We start from the raw sequence: 21,197 nt of genomic DNA, 5'->3' as shown, positions 1-21,197 counted from the left end.
CCCTTTCCGGCTGTTTCGGAATTGATCAAAGAGGCGGAGGGTGCGGGTCGGTGGACGGAATGAGTACCAAGGGGAACCACGTGAGGGGAGCTGCTCCCGGAGCCGATTCCCCGCCGACGCGCCGGCGTGTCCTGGTGGAGTGGCTGACGACAACCGATCACAAAAGGATCGGTACGCTGTATCTGGTCTCGGCTTTCGTCTTCTTCCTCGTCGGCGGCCTGATGGCGCTGGTCATGCGGGCCGAATTAGCGCGCCCGGGGACCCAGATCATGTCCAACGAACAGTACAACCAGGCATTCACGATGCATGGCTCGGTCATGCTGCTGCTCTTCGCGATGCCTCTGTTCACCGGCTTCGCCAACTGGATTATGCCGCTTCATATCGGGGCTCCGGACGTGGCCTTTCCCCGTCTGAACATGCTCTCCTACTGGCTGTTCCTGTTCGGCTCCCTGATCGCCGCGGCCGGATTCCTCACCCCGCAGGGCGCCGCCGATTTCGGCTGGTTTCTGTATGCGCCGCTGTCGGACGCCATCCATTCGCCCGGTGTCGGCTCCGACATGTGGATCATGGGCGTGACGCTCTCCGGCTTCGGCTCCATCTTGGGTGCGGTCAACTTCATCACCACCATCACCTGCATGCGCGCTCCGGGTATGACGATGTTCCGGATGTCCATCTTCACCTGGAACGTACTGCTGACCTCGGTGTTGATTCTGCTTGTCTTCCCGGTGCTGGCCGCCGCGCTCCTCGCGCTGGAGTGCGACCGCAAGTTCGGATCGCATATCTTCGACCCGGCCAATGGTGGTGCCTTGTTGTGGCAGCATCTGTTCTGGTTCTTCGGACATCCCGAGGTCTACATCCTCGCGCTGCCGTTCTTTGGTATCGTCTCCGAGGTCGTCCCGGTGTTCTCGCGCAAGCCGATGTTCGGTTATGTCTCGCTGATCGCCGCGACGATCTCGATCGCCGGTCTCTCGGTTACGGTCTGGGCCCACCATATGTATGTCACCGGTGGTGTGCTGCTGCCGTTCTTCTCGTTCATGACGTTCCTCATCGCGGTTCCCACCGGCATCAAGTTCTTCAACTGGATCGGGACGATGTGGAAGGGGTCACTGTCCTTCGAGACACCTATGCTCTGGGTCACCGGCTTCCTGATCACTTTCACCTTCGGCGGCCTGACCGGTGTGATCCTGGCGTCGCCGCCTATGGACTTCCATGTATCGGACTCCTACTTCGTCGTCGCGCACTTCCACTACACACTGTTCGGCACCGTCGTCTATGCGATGTTCGCCGGATTTCATTTCTGGTGGCCGAAGTTCACCGGAAAGATGCTCGACGAACGACTTGGAAAGATCACCTTCTGGACCCTCACCGTCGGATTTCACCTCACCTTCCTTGTGCAGCACTGGCTGGGGGCCGAAGGCATGCCCCGCCGGTATGCCGATTACCTGGCGGCCGATGGCTTCACCGCTCTCAACACGCTGTCCTCCATCGGCTCGTTCCTGCTCGGTCTTTCGGTCCTGCCGTTCTTCTACAACATCTGGAAGACCGCCAGGTACGGCAAGAAGGTCGAGGTCGACGATCCATGGGGATACGGACGCTCCCTGGAGTGGGCCACCTCGTGCCCGCCACCACGGCACAACTTCTCGTGGCTGCCCCGGATACGCAGTGAATCCCCGGCCTTCGATCTGCACCATCCAGAGATCCGCGAGCTCGAGGCCGCGCGGCGGTGAGTGGACCGCCACGGTCCGACGCCCCTGCCGATGTCCAGGTGTTCGATGGAGGAGAGCGCCATGTCCCATGCCGTCCTCGCGCTGGCTGCCGCGGTGTCCTGCGTCGGTGGGTGCGTCTGGTCCCTGCCCGCGGTGGCGGACATACGGGCCCGAGACGACCGACCGCTGTCCCGCCGGATCGCCGCGGCCGGATGCCTCACCGTCTGGGGCACGGTCGCGCTTCTCGCGCCGCTGCTTCTCACCCCGGTGTCCTGGTCTGTCATCGGTGTCGTGGCCGCGGCGGGCGCGGCCGTGACCACGGCGCTGGCCGCCGGGTCCCGTGTTCACCGAGCACGCGAACTCCGGGAGACCGAGAGACACTGGGCGGCCTGGGGATACGGGACCCCGGTCCGGTCCGCCTCCTCGCGGTGCCGCGCTTTCCTGGTATGGCTGCTGCCCGGACTCATCGTGGCGACCGCGGTGGCTGTCGCGGTCCTGTGGACGGGGCCGGCGAACCCGGGCCGCACGGCTGCTGCGGCGTTGACCGCGGCGGGCGTCGTCAGCCTGTTCCTCGTCCTCGCCATCGTCGACGCGGCCCGGGGACACGCCGTGCGCCGTGGCAAAGCGCCGACGGGGTCGATCCGACCGTAGAGGTTCGGGACCGTCGATGAGACCGAGCGCGTGGACGTGGCGAGGGCCCGGAGCGGGCCCTCGCCACGGTCCCGGAACCGGGCCGGTGCGATCGACCCGCCAGGAGGGCGGACGTGGCCGACCAGGGGCGCTCGACTGGGCGGCGGCCGCCTTGACGATCGTCACCTCGCCGGTGACGACGGGCAGCCCCGGCCGGGCGCGGGGAGCCGGCTTTCAGCCGTGCGGTACGACGGTCACCGGAACGGTGGAGTGGTGGAGCACCGCGTGCGTGACGGGGCCGATATGTGTCCCCAGGGCGGAACGGTGTGTCCGGCGGCCGACCACCAGGAGTCCGGCCTCGGCGGTGGCCCGCAGCACGGCCCCGGCCACGAACGCGAGATCGATCGTGCGTTCCACCGTGACCCGCGGGTACTTCTTCCGCCACGGTTCCAGAGCCGTTTCCAGTTCCAGGTTCACCCGGGCCTCCGGGTCGCCGTCGAGGTAGCCGACGGGTCCTGCGGCGAGGCCGTACCCGTAGTCGGACGCAGGCAGTTTGCGGACGTGTACGGCACGCAATGTCGTCCTGCGTGCGGAAGCCGCGGCGAAGGCGAAGTCCAGCAGCGGCCCGGGGGCCTCCGGCAGGTTCTGGAGCGCGACGACGACCTCGTCGCCCGGTCGCTCGGCGGCGGACCGTTCGTTCGCCCGCACCATCACCACCGGGCACGTCGCCCGGGCGAGTACCTGCTGGCCGACGGAGCCGAGCAGGAAGCCGGTGAGGGCGCTGAGCCCGCGCGAGCCGAGCACCAGCATCTCGGCGCCCTCCGCCCGCTCCAGCAGCGCTGTGACGGCCGTGGTGGGTACCTGCTCGGCGGTGAGCGGAAGGTCCGGGTAGCGACCGCTCAGTTCCTTCTCGCCGTCGCGCAGGATGCGCTGCGCCCAGTGCCCCACGGTGTCCTCGCTGTCCGGAGCGGGCAGATCGCCGGCCTGCCAGAGCCAGGCGTGCACCAGGCTCAGCGGCAGTTGGCGGCGCTGGGCCTCGCGGGCCGCCCAGTTGGCCGCGGTGAAACTCTCGGGGGAGCCGTCGAGCCCGGCGACGACGGGGCGAAGCATCACAGGTACCTCCGCGGGTGAAGGGGTATGCAGCGGTTGTTCCGCGCCTGGGAGATCCATCGCTCGACGGTCGTCGGGCGGATGGGCGTAGGCGGGGTGCTCCCCGGCGCCCCAGCGAGCCGCACCCGCGTCCGCAGTGTGCTCGGAGCCGGCGTCGGCGGGGCGGAGGCGAGGACGGTGTGCGGCATGGTTCTGTGCATGGACGGGCTCCCTGCGAAGGACGGCCAGGAAAGGCGTCGGCTGCGCGGCTGCCTCCCGACGGGGGTCAGCCGTGCGCGATCACCGCCACCGGCGCGGAGGAGTGGTGCAGTACGGAGTGGGTGACCGGACCGACGCGCGGGCCGGGCCGCGGGCCGTGGGCGAAGCGGCCGACGACCACCAGGGCGGCATAGGCCGATGCGTCCACCAGGTGCCCCGCGGGGCTGCCGACCACGGTCTGCTCGCTCACCTCGACGCCGGGGAACTTCGCCCGCCACGGGCGGAGTACGTCGGTCAGCTCGCTCGCGACCTGAGCGGACTTTCCGGTGCCGAAGGGGACCGGGTAGCCGGAGGCCGAGGGCGGGCCCCAACCGTGGATGACACGCAGTGCCGCCGCCCGGCGGGCGGCGGCGTCGAACGCGAACTCCAGCACCGGGGCGGCGGGCCGCCGAAGGTCGAGCCCCAGTACGACATCGCGGCGCGCGCGGGCCCGAGAGGCGGTGACGGCCGGGCCGGTCCGGTGGTCGCCCCGGCCGCCCCCGCCGGTCCGTACCAGGACGACGGGCAGCTCTGCCCGGGCCACGATCGACAGCGCCACGGAGCCGACCAGAATCCCGGTGACCCTGCTCAAGCCCCGTGAGCCGAGAACCAGCAACTCGGAGTTCTCGGCGGCCGCCAGCAGCGACGGTACCGGTTCGCGGGCGACCTGCTCATGGACGATCCGTAAGCCCGGGTGGTCGCGTCGCAGCCGCGCCGCGGTGTCGCTCGGCAGGCGCTCGGCCCATCGGGTCAGCGACTCGACTCCGGTGAGTGGCGCGTAGGTGAACGAGTGCCAGTCCAGGGCGTGGACGAGGCTCAGCGGCAGTTCGCGGCGCTGGGCCTCGCGGGCCGCCCAGTCCGCCGCGGCGAGGCTCTCGGGTGAACCGTCCAGGCCGACGGTGACGGTACGGGGCATGGTGCGGACCTCCTTCCGGGACGCGCTCCCACCCTCTCGTGGGGGAGGGGGCGGCGGGATGGGCCCCAGGTCCCCTGAGCGAGGCCGACCGGCCCCATACCGCCCGCGCGTGGTCGGGCGGGGCACGGGACGCCTCACCTTCGTGCCCGTGCTCGACGAGCAGGACCGGCCGGTGGGGGGCGTATCCGAGGCCGATCTGTGGTGCGACGAGGCTGCCGGGCAGGGCATGGGTGGATCGGCGCTCACCGCGCGGCTGTCGGACGCCCAGCTCAAACACCGGGCGAAGGACGCGGCCGGACTCATGACGAGCCCGGCCGCGTGCCCGTTCTCTCCGGGCGGGTTCCCGCCGCTCCCGTACGCCCCGGCTCGGCCGGCCAGCGGCGGGTGCCGTGGATGGAGCGGATGCGGTCGGTGTGCGCGAGGATGGCGGTGGTCAATGCCTCCACAGGTTCGGCGGGGGCGTGCGGGTTGGTCATCAGGACGAGGTCGAGTTCGCCGAGTTCGGGCAGGCCCACGCTGCCGGGGAGCTCGATCAGATCGCTCGGCAGGAGGCTGCGGACAAAGATCCCGAGGCCGAGCCCGGCGCGGGTGGCGGCGAGGACGGCGTTGACCCCGCGCGCCGTGCAGACCACGCGGTGCCTGATGCCCGCCTGCTCCAGTGCTTGCACGGCCAGGTCCCGGCTGGGACTGGGGGCTTGGTACACGACGAGTGGCACCGGCCGTTCCTCATCCCACCGCAGGCCGGTTCCCTCGGCCGCCGCCCAGACCAGCCGGTCCCGGCGCACCAGCCGGCCTCGCCCGTCTCCGGCGTTCGTCTTGACGAAGGCGACGTCGACGTGGCCGGATTCCACTCTGCGTTGCAGATGTACCCCTTGGGAGACGGTGAGGTCCAAGGTGACACCGGGGTTGAGGTGCCGGAAATCCCGCAGGATCCGCGGCACTTGGGTCAATGCGAGATCGTCGGTCACTCCGAAGCGCAACCGGCCTCGCACCCCTGTGCCGGTGAAGTAGTCCGCTGCCTGGGCGTGTGCGGCGAGGATGGAACGGGCGAAGCCGACCATGGCTTCCCCATCGACGGTCAACACCACGCTGCGAGTGTCCCGGACCAGCAACGGCCGCCCCACTGCCTGCTCCAGCTTGCGAATGTGCTGGCTCACCGTGGGTTGCCCGAGGCCCAGCGCCGCCGCGGCCTGAGTGAAGCTCAACGACTGTGCCACCGCGAGAAATGTTCGCACTTGCTCTGGAGGAAAGACCATGGGCCCCGATGTTAAGCAGTCTTATCACGATTCACAATGAGAATTATTGTATCAATTCGCTTCCTAAATTGATGCGGGGGTCACAACGATGGAAACGCAGACCCAGCCAATGAAGGAGGCACTCCGCGATGACCAGGGCGGCCGACGGACGCGGGCATCCCCACACCGGGCCGACACCACTCACCCCAGAAGACCCCGGGACGGGCAGCACCCAGCCCGCGGTACGTGACCAGGCGACGGAGCACGCCCCGCCCAGGAAGCGGGGTGCCGTCGTCGTCGCTCTCATGCTGGCCATGGCGCTGGCGGCGCTCGACTCCACCGTCGTCTCCACCGCCGTTCCGCAGATCGTCGGCGACCTCAGCGGCTTCTCCGCGTTCTCATGGCTGTTCTCCGGCTATCTGCTCGCCGTGACGGTCTCCCTGCCCGTCTACGGCAAGTTGTCGGACATCTTCGGTCGCAAACCAGTGCTCATCGTGGGCGCGGCCATTTTCCTGCTCGGCTCCCTGCTGTGCGCCACTGCCTGGAACATGGTGGCGCTGATCGCCTTCCGCGTCGTACAAGGACTCGGCGGCGGTGCCCTCCAGGCCACGGTGCAGACGCTCGCCGCCGACCTCTACCCCCTGGCGGAGCGGCCCAAGATCCAGGCACGACTCTCCTCGGTCTGGGCGGTGTCGGCGATCGCCGGCCCGGCTCTCGGCGGCGTCCTCGCCGCGTACGCCGACTGGCGCTGGATCTTCCTGGTCAACCTGCCGGTCGGCGTGGTGGTGCTGTGGCTCGTCGTCCGCCACCTCCACGAGCCCGACCACCGGCCGGCCGACCGGCCGCCCATCGACTGGGCGGGTGCGTGCGCGGTCTTCGCCTGCGGGGGAGTGCTGCTCAGCGCGCTGGTCCAGGGCGGGGTGGCCTGGCCGTGGCTGTCGGTCCCCTCGCTCGCCCTGTTCACCACCGGACTCGCGCTCGCCGCGCTCGTGGTCGTCGTCGAACGGCGGGCTCGCGAGCCCATCATGCCCGGTTGGGTGTGGCGTCGGCGCCCCATCGCCGCCGTCAACCTCGCCCTCGGAGCGCTGGGCCTGGTGACGGTGGCCCCGAGCCTCTTCCTCCCGACGTACGCCCAGTCGGTTCTGGGCCTGGGACCGGTGGCCGCCGGATTCGTCCTGTCCGTGTGGACGCTCAGCTGGCCCGTCTCGGCTTCCTTCAGCCAGCACGTCTACCGGCGCATCGGCATCCGCAACACCGCGATGCTCGGCATCGGCGCGGCCACACTGCTCCTGTTCGCCTTCCCCCTCCTGCCGTACCCGGGCCAGGCCTGGCAGCCAACGGTCCTGATGCTGCTGCTGGGCGCCGCGCTCGGACTGTTCCAGCTCCCGCTCATGGTCGGCGTCCAGTCGACGGTGGGCTGGTCGGAGCGGGGTACGGCCACCGCCTCCGTTCTCTTCTGCCGCCAGACCGGCCAGACGATCGGCGCGTCGGTTTTCGGCGCGATCGTCAACGGGGTGCTGGCAGCGCGGCTCGTGGGCATGGGCGACCTCGATTCGGTGACCCGGGCGCTCCACGCCGGGACCGCGCCGGAGGTGGCCCGGCGGGCCGTCTCGGACGCCGTCCGCACCGTGTACCTGGGCGCGGGCTGCGCGGCGGCGCTGGCGTTCCTGGTCCTGCTGTTCCTGGCACCGCGCCGCTTCCCGGCCACGGACTGACACCGGCCCCGACGCCTTTGCCACACCGTGCCCGGCCCGGCGGCGTAGGCGGAATGGGGCCGACCGGCCCTGGTACTTCGGCCCGAATGCGCGAAAGATCTCGGTTCGGTGCCCGATCCCGACGCGATCGGGCATCGACGGAACGCGGAACCTACAGGGAGCAATCCATGGCGGCGGACAGCGAACGGCCCGGCCCCGGCAACCCCATCCGGGTCTTTCTGCTGGACGACCACGAGGTGGTACGGCGTGGTGTGCGCGATCTGCTCGACGACGAGCCGGACATCAGCGTGGTCGGTGAGGCCGGGACGGTGCGACAGGCCCTGGTCCGCGTGCCCGCGCTGCGACCGCGGGTGGCCATTCTCGACGTTCGCCTGCCCGACGGTGACGGCGTGTCCGTGTGCCGGGAGTTGCGCTCGCGCATGCCCGAACTCGCCTGCCTGATGCTGACCTCCTTCGATGAGGAGGAGGCCCTGCTGGACTCGATCATGGCGGGCGCCTCCGGGTACGTCCTGAAGCAGATCCAGGGCTCGGACCTGGTGTCCGCGGTACGCACCATGGCCGACGGCCAGTCCCTGCTCGACCCGAGCGCCGCCACCAGACTGATGGCCCGGCTGCGCGGCGGTCAGCGGCAGGAGCGGCCCGACGCTCTGCCCGGCCTGACGCAACGGGAGCGCGAGATCCTGGCTCTGGTCGGGGAGGGGCTGACCAACCGCCAGATCGGTCAGCGGCTGTACCTGGCCGAGAAGACGGTGAAGAACCACATCTCCCGTCTGCTGGCCAAGCTTGGCGTGGAACGCCGTATCCAGGCCGCGGTCATCGCCACCCAGGCCCAGGGCCGACGGCGGCGGGAAGGGCGCTGAAGACCGAGATCTCGCCCGCTCAGACGGCGCCGCCGGCGCCGTACGGTGCGTTGAGGTCCAGCAGCCGGGTCCTGGCGGAACGCAGGCGGTGGGCGAGCACCTCGCCGACCCACTGGGTGACGGCCCGGCCGAGATCCGGGTCGTCACCGCACATGGAGCGGACAGCGGTGGCGTCGAATTCGTAGGCCCGCACGGGTGTCGTCGCGGTGGCACCCAGATGCCACACATGCGGTGCGAACAGCCAGGACCAGCCGAGGAGTTCGCCTGCACCCAGAGTCTCTATGGCGGCGGTACGCCGACCGGGCACCCGCGTGTCGAGCTCGACCGAGCCGGTGCGGAGGATCCAGAACCGGTCCGCGCGGGCACCTTCGTCGAAGAGGCGCGTTCCCGCAGGGAAGGACACTTCCCGGGGGATGTGCATGAGCCGTTGCCGGTGATCGGCGGGCAGCGCGCGCAGCATGGTGGGGGTGTTCATGACCTGCCTCCCGGACGGGGTCTGCGATCTGTCGCCTCCAGCGTGTGGCAGCGGCCGGGTCCGGACGAGGGGCCGTCCGGTCCGTACGGCGGGCCACCCGACCCCGTGGCGGGCTCGGTCTCGCCACGCCCCGATGACGTCGGCCACGCCCCGATGACGTCGGCGAACCCGCGCGGAGCAATGGCTTATGGCGCCGTGCTACCGGTGCGATGCCGTCGTCTCCAGCCGGTAGCCGGTCACGAACTCGGCACGGATGCGGACCACGTGCTCCATCTCCGTGTTGATCCAGGGCGTCAGCTCGGTGCGGTAGCGGGAGAGTGCCCGCGGATCCGTGACGCGGCTCGCGGTGCCGGTGACCATCACGCTCCAGCCGGTGTGCGTGGCCCCGTCGATCTGGTCGGCCTCGTACACCACCACCTCGGACGCCGATGCGGTGGCCAGGAGCGCGGCACCGGCGTGGGTGCGGATGACGATGTCGCCGTCGTCGTTCACGAGGTGGTTGACCGGCCGGATCACCGGGAGCGCCTGGTGGGTGAAGCCCACCCGCCCCATGGACACGCCCGTCAGCAGCGTGATGGATTCCTTCCGGTCCAGCTCGACCATACGGGTGCCCGGAACGGGGGGAAGAGGCTGAACGGTCATGACGGTTCCCGGCAAACGGTTCCGTGCCTGGCCCCCCGCGGCCAGATCACCTCGACGTCGACCCCGTGACTGCGCGCGTAGGCCACCAGATGCGCTGTGACGTCCCGGCCGTTGGACGGCGAGCCGTCCCATACCGCGAGCACGCGGGCGCAGTGGCGCAGCAAGCTCTCGTCCGCGGTCACGCACGAGCCGCGGTCGACGGGGTCGTACTCCACCAGCCGCACCCGCTCCGACAGCAGCAGTTCGCCGGCGGCCCCGCGGTCGAGCTCGGCCAACTGCGTGGGCACGCCGTTCCGCGACGGCAGGACCGTCACCAGGGCCAGCCCGGCCTTACGGGCGGCCCTCCCGAACGCCGTCGGCAACCCCTTTCCGGCGCGGACCAGACCGGCTCTGCCCGCCCGGGCGAACTCGACCAGCCGCGCCCGCAGTTCCTCCTCCACCAGCACGAGCGTCGACGTGCTGAGATCGGGATGCCCTACGACAGCGATCATTCCCGACTGTCCTTTCTCCTCACCGCCCACTGGTCTGCTTGATCGTCTCCGGGCTCGGGCGCGGCGCGCCAGAGCCGAGCGGAACGAGGAAAGGGCCGGTCGGTCCTTGCGGAGGGGGAAGCCGACGTCACTCTGGTTTCCGTCGGTCCGCGCGTGACGAGCCTCATACCCATTCGACCCGACGGGCCCTGGTAGCAAGGAAGTTCGGCCCTACTCGGGATCGCGGTGCCACCGGCACGATCGATGTACCGGTGCGATCCACACGACGGACCCCGGTTGCGGCGGTGAGCGCCGTCCCCCATGTGCCCGCACTGCGGAGGAGAGCCATGCTTTCACTTGAGTCGGCCGCTGTCGTTCGCGCCACCCTGCCCGCTGTGAGCGAGGCCCTGGACGAGATCACGGCGCGTTTCTACGGCACCATGTTCTCCGAGCGGCCCGAGCTGCTGGACGGACTGTTCAACCGCGGCAACCAGGCCAGCGGCGAGCAGCGCAAGGCGCTGGCGGGATCGATCGCGGCCTTTGCCCAGGCGCTGCTGGCCGGCCCCGGCACCCGTCCCGACGCGCTGCTGTCCCGGATCGCCCACAAGCACGCCGCGCTCGGCGTCACCGAGGACCAGTACACCATCGTCCACATATACCTCTTCCGCGCCCTCGGCGATGTGCTGGGCGAGGCCGTCACCGCGGAGGTGGCCTCCGCCTGGGACGAGGTGTACTGGCTGATGGCCGGTGCCCTCATCGCCCAGGAGGCCCGCCTCTACCAGGAAGCCCAGGCCGACCCGCGGCGCCCGTGGCGGCGGTGGACCGTCGTGGAGCGGCGGGAGGAGACCCCGGACGTGGTCTCCTTCCTGTTGCGCCCGGCCGATGACGGCCCACTGCCCGCCGCCCGCGCCGGTCAGTACGTCAGCGTCCGGGTGCTCATGCCCGACGGAATCCACCAGACCCGCCAGTACAGCCTGTCCAACGCCCCCGGCGACCGGCTGCGGCGCATCACCGTCAAGCGGGCGGCGAGCGCGGCAGGCGCCCCCGAGGGCGAGGTGTCCAGCCAACTGCACCGCACCGTCCGTACCGGCGCCGAACTCATCCTGTCGGCCCCGTTCGGAGACGTGGTCCTCGATGACACCGACACCCCGCTCGTGCTGGTGTCCGCCGGCATCGGCTGCACCCCCATGGTCGCCATGCTCGAACACCTCGCCGCCACCGGTTCGGCCCGTCCGGTCCGTGTCCTGCACGCCGACCACGCCCCGGCCGACCACGCCCTGCGCGCCGACACCCGTCGTCTCGTGGCCCAGCTGCCCGCGGCGCGAGCGGAGTTCTGGTACGAACGGGACGCGGCCGAGGAAGCCGGTGCGCGCACGGGCCTGATGGACCTCGACGGGCTGGACCTGCCCGCCGACGCCGACGTGTACCTGTGCGGCTCGCTCCCCTTCATGCGCGCCGTCCGCGCCCAACTGCTCCAGGCGGGTATCCCCGCACGCCGCATCCGCTACGAGGTCTTCGGCCCCGACCTGTGGCTGGCCCACGCCGAGGGCTGAGACGCAGGACCGCCGGGCGGCAGGAAGCATGCCCCACGGACCAGCCGGTCCCGGGCGCCGACCGCCCTCAACCGGCCCAGCTCCCACCCGATGCGGACGAGGGACACTTGGCCCCTGTCGATGGGCCCATTGGCCGCCGCGCCGGGACCGCCCGATGCCGGACGCTGGTTGCCGACCGATCCGGAGGTATCCCGTGTACGACCGCACCGAGCGCCCGCGTCGGTACCCGTATCCCGGAGCCGTTCCCGTGACCTGACAGTTCCTGCCTCCCTCCACCCCGGCACCCTCGATCGGTCAACGGCACGCGCCCGGTGCCGGAATCGCGTGTGCACCCGCCGCCGAACCGCTCCCCGGGGTGCCGTCGATCCGCGTCCACGCCTCGGGCATTCTGGTGAGGTCGGCGTGAGGGGAATGGGGAGCAACCGTGGTGGACGAGTGCGGTCAGGAGCCCCGCGATACCGCGGGGTCCGGGGTCTTGCCCCAGTTGCGGCTGGATGAGCTGCTGGAGGGTCTGCAACAGCAGGTGGCGCAGGTGCGGTCGGCACGCGACCGCGTCCACACGCTGCTCGACGCGGTGCTCGCGATCGGCTCCGACTTGGAGCTGGAGGTGGTGCTGCAGCGCATCGTGGAGTCGGCCGTCAGCCTGGTCGACGCGGAGTACGGGGCGCTCGGCGTGCTGGGCGAGGAAGGCACGATCAAGCAGTTCCTCACCGTCGGCATCGACGAGGAGACCATCGCGGGAATCGGTCACTACCCGCGCGGTGAGGGCATCTTGGGACTGCTGATCCGCCACCCGGAGCCGCTGCGCCTGGCCAACCTGGCGCGGCATCCCTCTTCCGTGGGTTTCCCGTCCGGGCATCCGCCGATGTCCAGCTTCCTCGGCACCCCGATCATGGTGCGCGAGCAGGTCTTCGGCAACCTGTACTTGACCGGCAAGCAGGGCGCCGCGGAGTTCGACGCCGACGACGAGGCGGTGCTGCGCACCCTGGCCGCGGCGGCCGGTGTGGCGATCGACAACGCCCGGCTGTACGACGACGCCCGCCGTCGGCAGCGGTGGCTGGCGGCGAGCAACGAGCTGACCCGCAGTCTGCTGTCCGGAACCGAACCCACCGCGGTCCTGGAGTCCTTCACCGCCACCCTGCGGGAGATGGCCGGCGCGGACCTGGTCACCCTGGCCATCCCGGTCGGCGACAGCGGCGAGCTGGTCATCGAGGCCGCCTCCGGAACGCGCGCGGAGGATGCGCGCGGTCTGCTCCTGGGTGCCGCCACGCTGGCCGCGAAGGTCTTCGCCTCCGGGGAGACCATCACCAGCGACGCGGTCAGTGCCGATCCGCGCGCCAGCGGTGGCAGCGCCGCCGTCGTGGAGCTGGGCCCCGCGTTCCTCGTCCCCCTCGGTACCCGCGACCATGTGCGGGGCGTGCTGCAGGTGGCCAACGTGCCGGGCGGCCCGGTCCTCACCGACGCCGTCATCGACATGGTGATCGGGTACGGCAACCAGGCGGCGCTGGCGCTCGAGGTCGCCGAGCACCGGCAGGACGCCGATCGCATGCTGGTCCTCAACGACCGCGACCGGATCGCCCGCGATCTGCACGACCTCGTCATCCAGCGGTTATTCGCCGGGGCGCTGACCTTGCAGTCCACGCTCGGCCGGCTCGCCGACAGGCCGCAGGTGGGTGCGCGGGTCCAGCGGGTGGTGGACGACCTGGACGACACCATCAAGGTCATCCGCTCCACCATCTACTCGCTCGGCGAGCAGGAACGGTCCCGGAGCGAAGGGCTGCGAGCCCGGCTGGTGGCGGCCATGGAGAGGGCCGCCGAAGCCCTGGGCTTCGCACCCGCGCTGCGCATGACCGGCCTGCTGGACACCAACGTCCCCGCCGGTCACGCCGAGCACATGCTGGCCGTGGCCGGCGAGGCCCTGTCCAACGCGGCCCGGCACGCCCAGGCCACCGCCGTCGACGTCAGCGTGGACGTCACCGACACGGCGCTGCGGTTGAAGGTGGCGGACAACGGCCACGGCCTCGACCCGGCCGTCACCCGCCGAAGCGGACTGGCCAACCTCCAGCAGCGCGCCGAGGAACTGGGCGGCTCCTTCTCCCTCCGCCCGAACGAGCCGGGCGGCACCGTCGTGGAATGGGCCGCACCGCTGCACGCCGCCCCATGACATCCCGACGGCCGACGGCCGACGGCCGACGAGCGGCGAGCGGCGAGCGGCGCGCCGCGCTGTTCAGGGAACGCGGCTGGGAATCACACAGTTCTTCGGCTGTTCCCGGCCGGTGGGCCAGCCCAGACCGACGAACTTCAGCTTGCCGCGGCCTCCCCGGCCCGGATCCAGCTGGACCACCGCGACCGGTTTGTCGTATGCGTTCCCGCTGCTGGTCAGGCAGATCAGGCCGCTCGTACCGCGCACCCGGTGCCGGGACTGGAGCAGCGACCACTGAGCGCCGACGTCCGCACGGCCGGGCACCGCCCCGGCGCCTCCCTCCTGCGCCTGGTGGAGCGCCTTTCCGATGGTGATGAGGCCGTCGTACACGAGCATCGTCCGGGAGTCCTCCAGGTTCGGGGCGGAGCCGAGGTCGATGCCCTGCTCGCGTGTTGTCTCGATGCGTTTCTTCAGGGTGTCCAGGGCTGCCTTCGGCTCGGTGAGGTACTGGGGGAGTTCCGCCTTGGTGGGCTCGCGGTGGTGGTGGGCTCGCCACTCCCGCTTCCAGTCGGCCAGCCCGGTACTCCAGGCGTCCGGGTGCGCGGGGGCGGCGTACTGCACCGTCACCTTCGCCTTGCCGTCCGCGCCGCGCAGCTGTTGCCAGTCCTTCTCTGTCATGTCCTGCCGCAGCGAGGCCGCGTCGGAGCCGCTGACGATCGTGTAGTGCCGGTTCTGGCAGTCCACCTGGGCGAGCTTGAGCGCGAAGATCCGCAGGTGCATCGTGCGGCCCGCGAAGTAGATGGTGCTGGCACCGGAGTCGCATATGTTGTTGGCCGTCTGGGTGAACTGGTTGCCGGTCGAGCCGGGCTCGTCGATGGCCGGGGACTCGAAGGGCATCGCGGCGGGACCGGGCGGGCCCTTCTCGTCGATGCCGCTGAACGCCTTCGCCAGCGACTCGTTGTAGGCGTCGCTGCGCTTGTCGTAGACCAGCACCGTCCGCTGGTTCTCCCGGCCCCGTTCGCCGCTGAAGTTGGCCAGTGCCTGGGCCGCGTCGTGGTTGGTGGGGATCAACCGGGCCAGGCCGGGGAACGGCAGCTCGGCCGTCCCGTCCGTCCGGTCCTCGTTCGCGATCTCGTCCCCGCTGATCCGCGAGGCGAGGACCGGGACCTTGTGCTTCGTCAGCCGCTTGACCGCCTCTCGCGTGTCATCGAGGCTGAGGTTGAAGCCCGTGACCGCGCGTAGCCGGTCCTTGGACGAGTCGGCCATCCGCAGCAGGGTGTCCACGACCTTCTTCTGCTGCTTGTACGCCCGTCCGGGGTTGGCCAGCACCAGCCGGATCCTCGGCGGTTCGCCCTCGCCCTCGTTCGCCTGCCGCTGCCCCAGATACGCCCCTTGGAGGTCGCTGAGCATCTGCCGGCGCAACGCGACCCTGTCCGACTGGAGTGGCAGCATCACCGCCACGGTGACATGCGGCTGGCCGTCGATCCTCTTGTTCTCGCGTGCGATGGCCCGGGAGACGTCATGAATCTCCGGCGTGCCGAAATCGTAGCCCGCGCCATTGACGCCGACGCACTCGCCGCCGGTCCGCTCGACCCCGTCGGCGCAGGTGTCCGGCTTCTGGATGAAGTACAGCACGAGCCAAACACACACCGTGACCGCCCCCGCGGCCAGCAATACATAGAGGAACTTCTTCCATCTGGGCATCCCCGTTACCCCCTTCGCCCCAGTTGTTCGGTGCAGGCGCAGCGCAGCAGTGGTTGCTCGTTCGCCGCCAGTCCGCTCCAGTAGGTGGCCACCTTGCCGAGCTGCCCGGCCCCGTCGAACTCCATGATCGAGAGAAGCTCCAGCAGCTTGGCCAGTGTGCGGGCCGTCTCCTGCCCGGTCGGCCTGGTCCGTTCCTCGCACAGCCACACCGCGTGCAGCAGCTGGTCGGCGGTGCGGCGCAGCGCGGGTCCCTCCGACGTCACCAGGCCCTGGGCGCGCTCCCGCCGGGCGTCCGCGCCGCCCGGCGGATACGGTGCCTGGGCGATTTCCAGCAGCTCCGCGCACCACTCCTGGGGGCGCCCGGGCAGCGTGGCGGCCAGATGGTCGGCCACATCGTCCGTACCGCCGGACACCAGATGGTGGTTCATGCGGTGTGCGATGACCGAACTGAACGCCCCGCTGTCCGGCGGTCTCCCGTCCGCCGCCCGTTCCGCGTAATGGTCTCGCAGGAGGTGGTGGTCGGCGTACCAAGCGGCGCCGTCGGGGCGCAGCCCGTACAGCCGGTGCACCAGCATCTGGCGCAGCCCGAAGTCCCCCACGAAGTGCCGTTCGCAGCTGGGCCATCCGGTGTCGGTGAGCAGCTTCGACACCTGGTGCGCGGTGAGGCGGTTCACATGGCCCGACTGATGATGCCGCAGCAGGACATCGGCGCACTCCTCGTCGTGTGCCACCGACAGATGGGTGAGCAGATCCAGCCACTCGCCGCGGTGCTCGGTCGGCAGCCCCACCGGCAACTGGTCCATGAGCAGTTCCTGGAGCAGCACGTCCGCCACCGGCCGCTCGGGGGCGCTGTCGCCGGGGAGCCGCAGCGGGGCCTCCAGCAGGTCCCGGTCGTTGGCGTCCGCCGACATCCGGAAGGCGGCGGCGGCGTCGGCCAGCCGGATCACCGTGTGCGGCCGGCCGCCGCTCAGCCGCGCCACGGCAGCGTCGATGCGACGGCGGTTCGCGCCGCCTTCCGGCTCCCCGCGCGTCTGTCTGCGCTCGGTCTCCCGACGCAGCTGGTCCCCAGTGAGGAAGGGCATCCGCAGCAGTAGCACCCCGTCGGCCAGCGGAGCCCGTTCCGACCCTCCGCCCAGGCGCCGGGACCACTCGGGCGGGCCGCAGTCAGAGGGACGGAACTCCGCCGGGGACACCACCTCCTCCGGCGGCAGGCCGCCGTGCAGGAAGGCGCCGCCGTCCGCCCGGCGCGCCGTGCCCACGATCACTACGCGGTCGCGCTGCCCGCTCCGGCGGTCGGTGAGTACGGCGCGCAGCAGCCGTTCCCCCAGCGACGACTCGGCGTGGTCCAGCAGTAACGCCGGGCGGCCCACCCGACGCAGCCAGCCGGACGCCGAGGCGTACGCCGCCTCCAGATCCTCGCGCAGCGCCCGGAAGAGGAAGTCCTCCGCCAGCTCCCGTGCCTCGCCGCGGGCCTGGAAGTCGGTGGCCAGATTGCTCAGCCCATGCATGGGCTGGCCGGCCGCGCCGGGATAGCCGCCGTAGATTCGCTCCAGTTCCACCCTGCCCCGGGGCGCCAAGGACTGGAAGAGGGCTTCCAGCAGCGCGTTGCCCACTGCCGCGGAGTACGGGTCGAGCGCTTGCCCGGCCATGGCCGTCAGTAAGTTCTGGAGGGATCCGGAGATCACGCCCTTCCAGAAGTCCCCCGTCCTCAGGCCGGGCAGGCGCCGCTTCTGGGGCAGCTCCTCGTACCGTTCGACTTCCGTCGCGACCGCCGCGGGGGTACCTTCCGCGGCGCCGGTCGCGATCACCGCCAGGCCCGCGAAGAGCCGGGGGAAGGCGAACGAGCCGCCCGTACCCTGCCAGGTGCACAGCCGCCGGGCCATCTCGACCAGGGCCTCGGTCGCGGCCGAGCGGGCGCCCGGCTCCGGTCCCGCCCGGTGCGCGTACACCGGCGAGCCGCAGTCCAGACGGACTACCGGTACCTTGGTCGCGAAATGATCCTGCACGGCGTGCAACAGCCGTCCCTTGCCCATGCCGGGCCCACCGGTGAGCAGCACCACCGGGAGGTCGGGGCCGTACAGCGGATCGCGGCCGGCGCCCGACGGCGACCGCCCGAGCAGATACGCGAAGAAACCGTCCTCGCTGAGCAGCTTCTCGAATCCCAAGTCCTCATGCACGGACTCCTCCCCCGTGGAGTGCTCTCCCGCCCGGGATCGGGCGGCTGGCGCTGATGAGTCAGGAAGATTAGTGGAAAGTTCGACCGATCTTTGTGGACAATGATAAATCCCTGGAGGGGAGTTGACGGATCGGCCGTGGCGGCATATTCCGGACGGCACGACGCTCGCGGTCGGCGGGTTCGAGGGCTCTCGCGGGGGAAGACCTCTGGAGGGCCGCGGCACTTGTCATCGCAGTGCGTGGACCACGGAGCCGAGGAGCGCGAAGAGCTCCGGATCCACGTCGACCCCGGGCCGCAGAGCGCTCCACAGCACGGCCACGACGCCTTCCGCGGGGTTGATGTAGAGCTTCTGCCCGCCGTGCCCGAGCCCTACGAAGGTGGGGACACGGCCGCGCGCACCGGCGACCCCGGGCGGGATGGCCCACCACAGGTAGCCGTAGCCGTACGGGGATCCCTCGTACAGGCGCCCGTAGCCGGTGAGCCTGGACTCGGGTCGGCCCGCCTGGTTCCGCCATCCCCTCGGCACGACTCCGTCGCCGCCGGTCAGGATGAACTGCCCGAAGCGGCCGTAGTCGCGCAGTGTCGCCTGGATGCAGCTGCCACCCATCTCCCGGCCCCCGGGCGCGTCGAGTATCCAGTACGCGTCGGCTTCCATTCCGAGGGGGCGCCAGATCCTTTCCGACAGGTAGCGGCTCGCCGTCTTCCCCGTCGCGTTGGCGACGACGGCCGAGAGCACGTAGGCCTCGCCGGTGGAATAGTTGAAGACGCTGCCGGGTGCCGCCGCCCGCGGGCGGGTCCGCATGAGTTCCATGACCGCGCCTGGCTGCTTGCCGTATATCCCTTTGAACATGCGCGCGATGTCGTTGTCGCCGTAGGGGTCGTTCGCGCCGGCTTCGATCCATTTGACGCCCGAGCTCATCTGGAGCAACTGGCGGATCGTGTTGTCCTGGTAGGCGCTGCCCTTCAGCTCGGGGACGTACCGCAGGACCGGGTCGTCGAGTCCGCCGATCGCGCCGTCGGCCAGGGCCGCGCCGATCAGGGTGGAGGTGACGGACTTGGCAATGGACATCGACGTCCACCGCGTCGTTTCGGTGTTGCCCATCGCGTACTGCTCGTGGGCGATGACGCCGTCCTTGAGCACCAGGAGACCGGCGATCCGGTTCTCGGCGACGAAGCGTTCGACGGTGCGACTGGTCCCCTGGTAGGTGTAGCGCACGTCGCTCAGTGAGGTTCCGTTGCGCGGGAGCGGGGTGGTTCGGGCCGGGTCCATGTGGATGGCACGGGTCGCGAGCCGTTGGCGGTCGACGTGCCGATAGGTCGCGGCCTGGTTCTCCGGGGTGGTGTCGAGGAGGTTCTCGGCGATCGGCTCGGCCTCCGGTGTGAGGCTTGAGCGGCTGGACGCGCGCGTGTGCCTCGACCGCGCCTGGGCACCATCCACGCCGAGAGCGCTCACGGCTGCGATCCCCGCCGCGGCGAGTGTGGACCGGCGGCTCAGGACGTGGTGGCTGCCGATGGGCCTGAAGGTCATCGTGGCTCTCTCCTCATTCTTGAGTCGCATCCCTCATCTGCTATGCGGCTCGCGGATGTCGGAAGCAAGTGTTCATACACAGGGGGCACGGGACCAATGTGTGGTACACACACCCGAACGGCTGAGGCTGTGGCTCCGTGTCCTACGGGCGGTGCGGACCAGCGGCGGGTCGACGGCGTCCGCCACGTGTGGCTGCGGGAGTTCTGCCGGTCAAGGGTGCGTGCGATGCTCGTCGGGCAGCCAATGCAGGGCGAACCAGAGTTCCATGCGGACGCCCGGATCCCGAAGGTCGACGTCGAGGAGCTCGGCGACCCGAGCGAGGCGGTGGCGCACGGTGTTGCGGTGCACCCGCAGGGCTGCCGCGGCGCGGTCCCAGCTGCCGTGCAGGTTCAGCCAGGTCCGCAGGGTGTCCAGGAGGACCGTGGTGCCCGGTGAGCCGGCCTGGTCCAGCGGGGCGAAGCGGGTCCGGGCGAGCTCTTGGGCGTCGGCCGGCGCGACGATCGCATCAAGGCTGAGCGGGTCGGGGGAGTGCACGACGGCGGGGGCATCGGCGGCGATCGCGCGCTGCAGGGCGCGCTAGGCCTGGCGGTCGGCCGGTGGCAGGTCGGGGGCGGATACGGGCGCGCTGAAGCCGAGGATCCACCCCAGGTCGGCGGCCTGTGCGGGGGCGCTGGGCCGGGTGTCCGGTGCGCCGGGGATCAGCGCTCTCAGACTGGGGCCGTCGATGTACAGGTACGGCGTGCCCAGCGCGGTGCCCAGTGTCGCGAGCTGGGCCGGATCGTCACCGGTCGGCGGTGCCGGTGTGGAGCGTCCGGGGATGTGCCGTCCGTGGACCACGATCCAGTGCTCGCCGCTCGTTCGGCCGGCGGGGGCCAGGGCGGGTGCTACCTGGGCGGGGGTGGCCCCGAGCATCAGCCGTACCAGCGCGCCGACGCTGTGGGTGTCGGTGCCCAGGGCATGCCGCGGGCTGGTGAGCAGGGCCAGCAAGACGGTCGCCGTACTGGTCACATGGCGGTGAACCAGAGTCGGGTCCGTGGTGGTGGCCTGGGCAAGGGCCAGCGGCGTGGTGGCGCCGTCAGCGCCGGGCAGGGTGTGGACGGTCAGGTGGATGCCTCCGTGGTGATCCGCCGCTGCCGCGGGAGGAACTGGTCGGTGCGCCGCGTGACGTCGGCTGGTGCGCGCGAGGGTGTGTACGGCGAGGTCGCGCACGCGCTGCGGTGCGGGAGCCGGGGGGCGAGGACCGGCGCCGAACAGCTCATTGCCCTGGGCGTCGAAAAGCACCGCCCAGGCCCTGGTGTGGGCGCTGAGCTGGGTGAGCACGGCCTGGAGCGCATCCGGACGGGCGGCAGCGGAGGCGAGAGCCGACTGAGCCTTGGAGATGTCCCTCAGCTCACGGTTGCGGGCCTCGGCGATGGCGGCGTACGTGGCCTGCCCGACCGCCACGAACGGTGTGGTCGGCGGCAGCCGCAGGAGCGGCAGCCCGTGGCGGTCACAGGCCGCGGCGAGTTCGGGTGGAACCTCCTCGTGTACGGGGGCGACACCGAACCCGAGCGCGGCCACCCCGGCGGCGACGACGCGCCGCAGGTAGGTGTCGATACCGTCCGCGGAGCGCGGGAGGCGAACCCCCGCGGTCAGGAGGAGTTCGCCGCCGAAGAGGTAGGGCGTGGGGTCCTCGATCTCCGTGGTGCCGACCGTGCTGATACGGCGGTCCTCGGCCGGTCCGGCGACCTGGCGCAGGCCCAGTTCCGGGTCGGCCAGCAACACGCTGAGGGGAACGGACGGCTGCTCGGTCTCGGTCATGAGGAGGCATCCTCCCAGCCCGGTGGCACTGCGCGGGAGTGCCGGTTTTATCCAACGGATGACTCCATATTGGATAGAACCCGCACTTCAGCAACAGGACGACCGGTAGCTACGGTCGTGTAACCAGCAGGGCACCACCCCTGGCCCTTGCCCATGTGCACACCCCCTTACCTCCCTCTCTCCACTCCTCGGCGCCGCGCCGCCGGCCTCCCCACCTGGCGCGCGGCCGCGCCCTTCCCCTCAGCCCCTTTGACGGCTTCGCGCATCAGGCGCCGGCCGCGGTGAATCGGAGGACCC

At 70.7% G+C, this 21,197-nt stretch carries 17 protein-coding genes; 6 read left to right on the top strand and 11 right to left on the bottom strand.

The annotated features are described in order from the left end of the window. The first annotated feature begins 59 nt into the window (after positions 1–59). Positions 60–1,727, top strand: a complete 1,668-nt coding sequence (gene ctaD, locus JK364_RS40435; protein ID WP_201856411.1) for an aa3-type cytochrome oxidase subunit I — start codon at positions 60–62, stop codon at positions 1,725–1,727. A 60-nt stretch (positions 1,728–1,787) separates the two neighbouring features. Further along, positions 1,788–2,357 carry a hypothetical protein gene (locus JK364_RS40430; RefSeq protein ID WP_201856410.1) on the top strand — a complete coding sequence of 190 codons (570 nt, stop codon included), beginning with the start codon at positions 1,788–1,790 and terminating at the stop codon, positions 2,355–2,357. Between the two features lie 213 nt (positions 2,358–2,570). Here the strand turns inward: JK364_RS40430 and JK364_RS40425 are convergent, their stop codons facing one another. The 3 genes from JK364_RS40425 to JK364_RS40415 form a co-directional block, all read right to left on the bottom strand. After that, complete coding sequence (locus JK364_RS40425) at positions 2,571–3,446, bottom strand: universal stress protein (RefSeq protein ID WP_201856409.1); 876 nt, start codon at positions 3,444–3,446, stop codon at positions 2,571–2,573. A gap of 265 nt (positions 3,447–3,711) precedes the next feature. Next, positions 3,712–4,599, bottom strand: a complete 888-nt coding sequence (locus JK364_RS40420; RefSeq protein WP_201856408.1) for a universal stress protein — start codon at positions 4,597–4,599, stop codon at positions 3,712–3,714. 299 nt (positions 4,600–4,898) lie between these two features. Then, entirely contained in the window at positions 4,899–5,855 is a 957-nt protein-coding gene (locus JK364_RS40415) for a LysR substrate-binding domain-containing protein (RefSeq protein WP_201856407.1), read from the bottom strand. A gap of 128 nt (positions 5,856–5,983) precedes the next feature. On the opposite strand from JK364_RS40415, the gene JK364_RS40410 reads away from it, so the two are divergent. Together JK364_RS40410 and JK364_RS40405 are read left to right on the top strand one after the other, a co-directional pair. Then, positions 5,984–7,549, top strand: a complete 1,566-nt coding sequence (locus JK364_RS40410; protein WP_201856406.1) for an MFS transporter — start codon at positions 5,984–5,986, stop codon at positions 7,547–7,549. A gap of 167 nt (positions 7,550–7,716) precedes the next feature. Next, positions 7,717–8,409: a response regulator gene (locus JK364_RS40405; RefSeq protein ID WP_201856405.1), complete on the top strand. Its 693-nt coding sequence runs from the start codon at positions 7,717–7,719 to the stop codon at positions 8,407–8,409. Positions 8,410–8,428: 19 nt separating this feature from the next. Here the strand turns inward: JK364_RS40405 and JK364_RS40400 are convergent, their stop codons facing one another. The 3 genes from JK364_RS40400 to JK364_RS40390 form a co-directional block, all read right to left on the bottom strand. Beyond that, a complete protein-coding gene (locus tag JK364_RS40400) occupies positions 8,429–8,884 on the bottom strand; it encodes a cyclic nucleotide-binding domain-containing protein (protein ID WP_201856404.1) in 456 nt (151 codons plus the stop codon). Between the two features lie 198 nt (positions 8,885–9,082). Beyond that, positions 9,083–9,526: a pyridoxamine 5'-phosphate oxidase family protein gene (locus JK364_RS40395; RefSeq protein ID WP_201856403.1), complete on the bottom strand. Its 444-nt coding sequence runs from the start codon at positions 9,524–9,526 to the stop codon at positions 9,083–9,085. Next, on the bottom strand, positions 9,523–10,017 hold the full coding sequence (locus JK364_RS40390; RefSeq protein ID WP_201856402.1) for a hypothetical protein: 495 nt from the start codon (positions 10,015–10,017) through the stop codon (positions 9,523–9,525). Before JK364_RS40390 ends, JK364_RS40395 begins: the two co-directional genes overlap by 4 nt. A 326-nt stretch (positions 10,018–10,343) precedes the next feature. Here JK364_RS40390 and JK364_RS40385 point away from each other — a divergent pair, with 326 nt between their 5' ends. Further along, complete coding sequence (locus JK364_RS40385; protein WP_201856401.1) at positions 10,344–11,549, top strand: globin domain-containing protein; 1,206 nt, start codon at positions 10,344–10,346, stop codon at positions 11,547–11,549. A 427-nt stretch (positions 11,550–11,976) separates the two neighbouring features. After that, positions 11,977–13,713 (top strand): sensor histidine kinase, encoded by a 1,737-nt coding sequence (locus tag JK364_RS40380; protein ID WP_307841534.1) that lies wholly within the window; start codon positions 11,977–11,979, stop codon positions 13,711–13,713. 63 nt (positions 13,714–13,776) lie between these two features. Here JK364_RS40380 and JK364_RS40375 read toward each other — a convergent pair whose 3' ends face one another. The 5 genes from JK364_RS40375 to JK364_RS40360 all read right to left on the bottom strand — a co-directional run bounded on the left by JK364_RS40375 (position 13,777) and on the right by JK364_RS40360 (position 20,900). Continuing rightward, positions 13,777–15,396 carry a type 1 periplasmic-binding domain-containing protein gene (locus tag JK364_RS40375; RefSeq protein WP_230993234.1) on the bottom strand — a complete coding sequence of 540 codons (1,620 nt, stop codon included), beginning with the start codon at positions 15,394–15,396 and terminating at the stop codon, positions 13,777–13,779. 5 nt (positions 15,397–15,401) lie between these two features. Further along, a complete protein-coding gene (locus JK364_RS40370; protein WP_201856400.1) occupies positions 15,402–17,573 on the bottom strand; it encodes a hypothetical protein in 2,172 nt (723 codons plus the stop codon). 225 nt (positions 17,574–17,798) lie between these two features. Beyond that, entirely contained in the window at positions 17,799–19,100 is a 1,302-nt protein-coding gene (locus JK364_RS40365; protein WP_201856399.1) for a serine hydrolase domain-containing protein, read from the bottom strand. Positions 19,101–19,310: 210 nt separating this feature from the next. Next, positions 19,311–19,634 carry a PucR family transcriptional regulator gene (locus JK364_RS57725; RefSeq protein ID WP_307841525.1) on the bottom strand — a complete coding sequence of 108 codons (324 nt, stop codon included), beginning with the start codon at positions 19,632–19,634 and terminating at the stop codon, positions 19,311–19,313. 42 nt (positions 19,635–19,676) lie between these two features. Further along, on the bottom strand, positions 19,677–20,900 hold the full coding sequence (locus JK364_RS40360) for a PucR family transcriptional regulator ligand-binding domain-containing protein (protein WP_307841524.1): 1,224 nt from the start codon (positions 20,898–20,900) through the stop codon (positions 19,677–19,679). Between the last annotated feature and the right edge of the window lie 297 nt (positions 20,901–21,197).

Origin of the sequence: Streptomyces endocoffeicus (assembly GCF_016741935.1) — a bacterium.
Classification (GTDB): domain Bacteria; phylum Actinomycetota; class Actinomycetes; order Streptomycetales; family Streptomycetaceae; genus Streptomyces; species Streptomyces endocoffeicus.
Note: the sequence above shows the minus strand (reverse complement) of the source record. Positions and strands in the feature narration are given on the sequence as shown.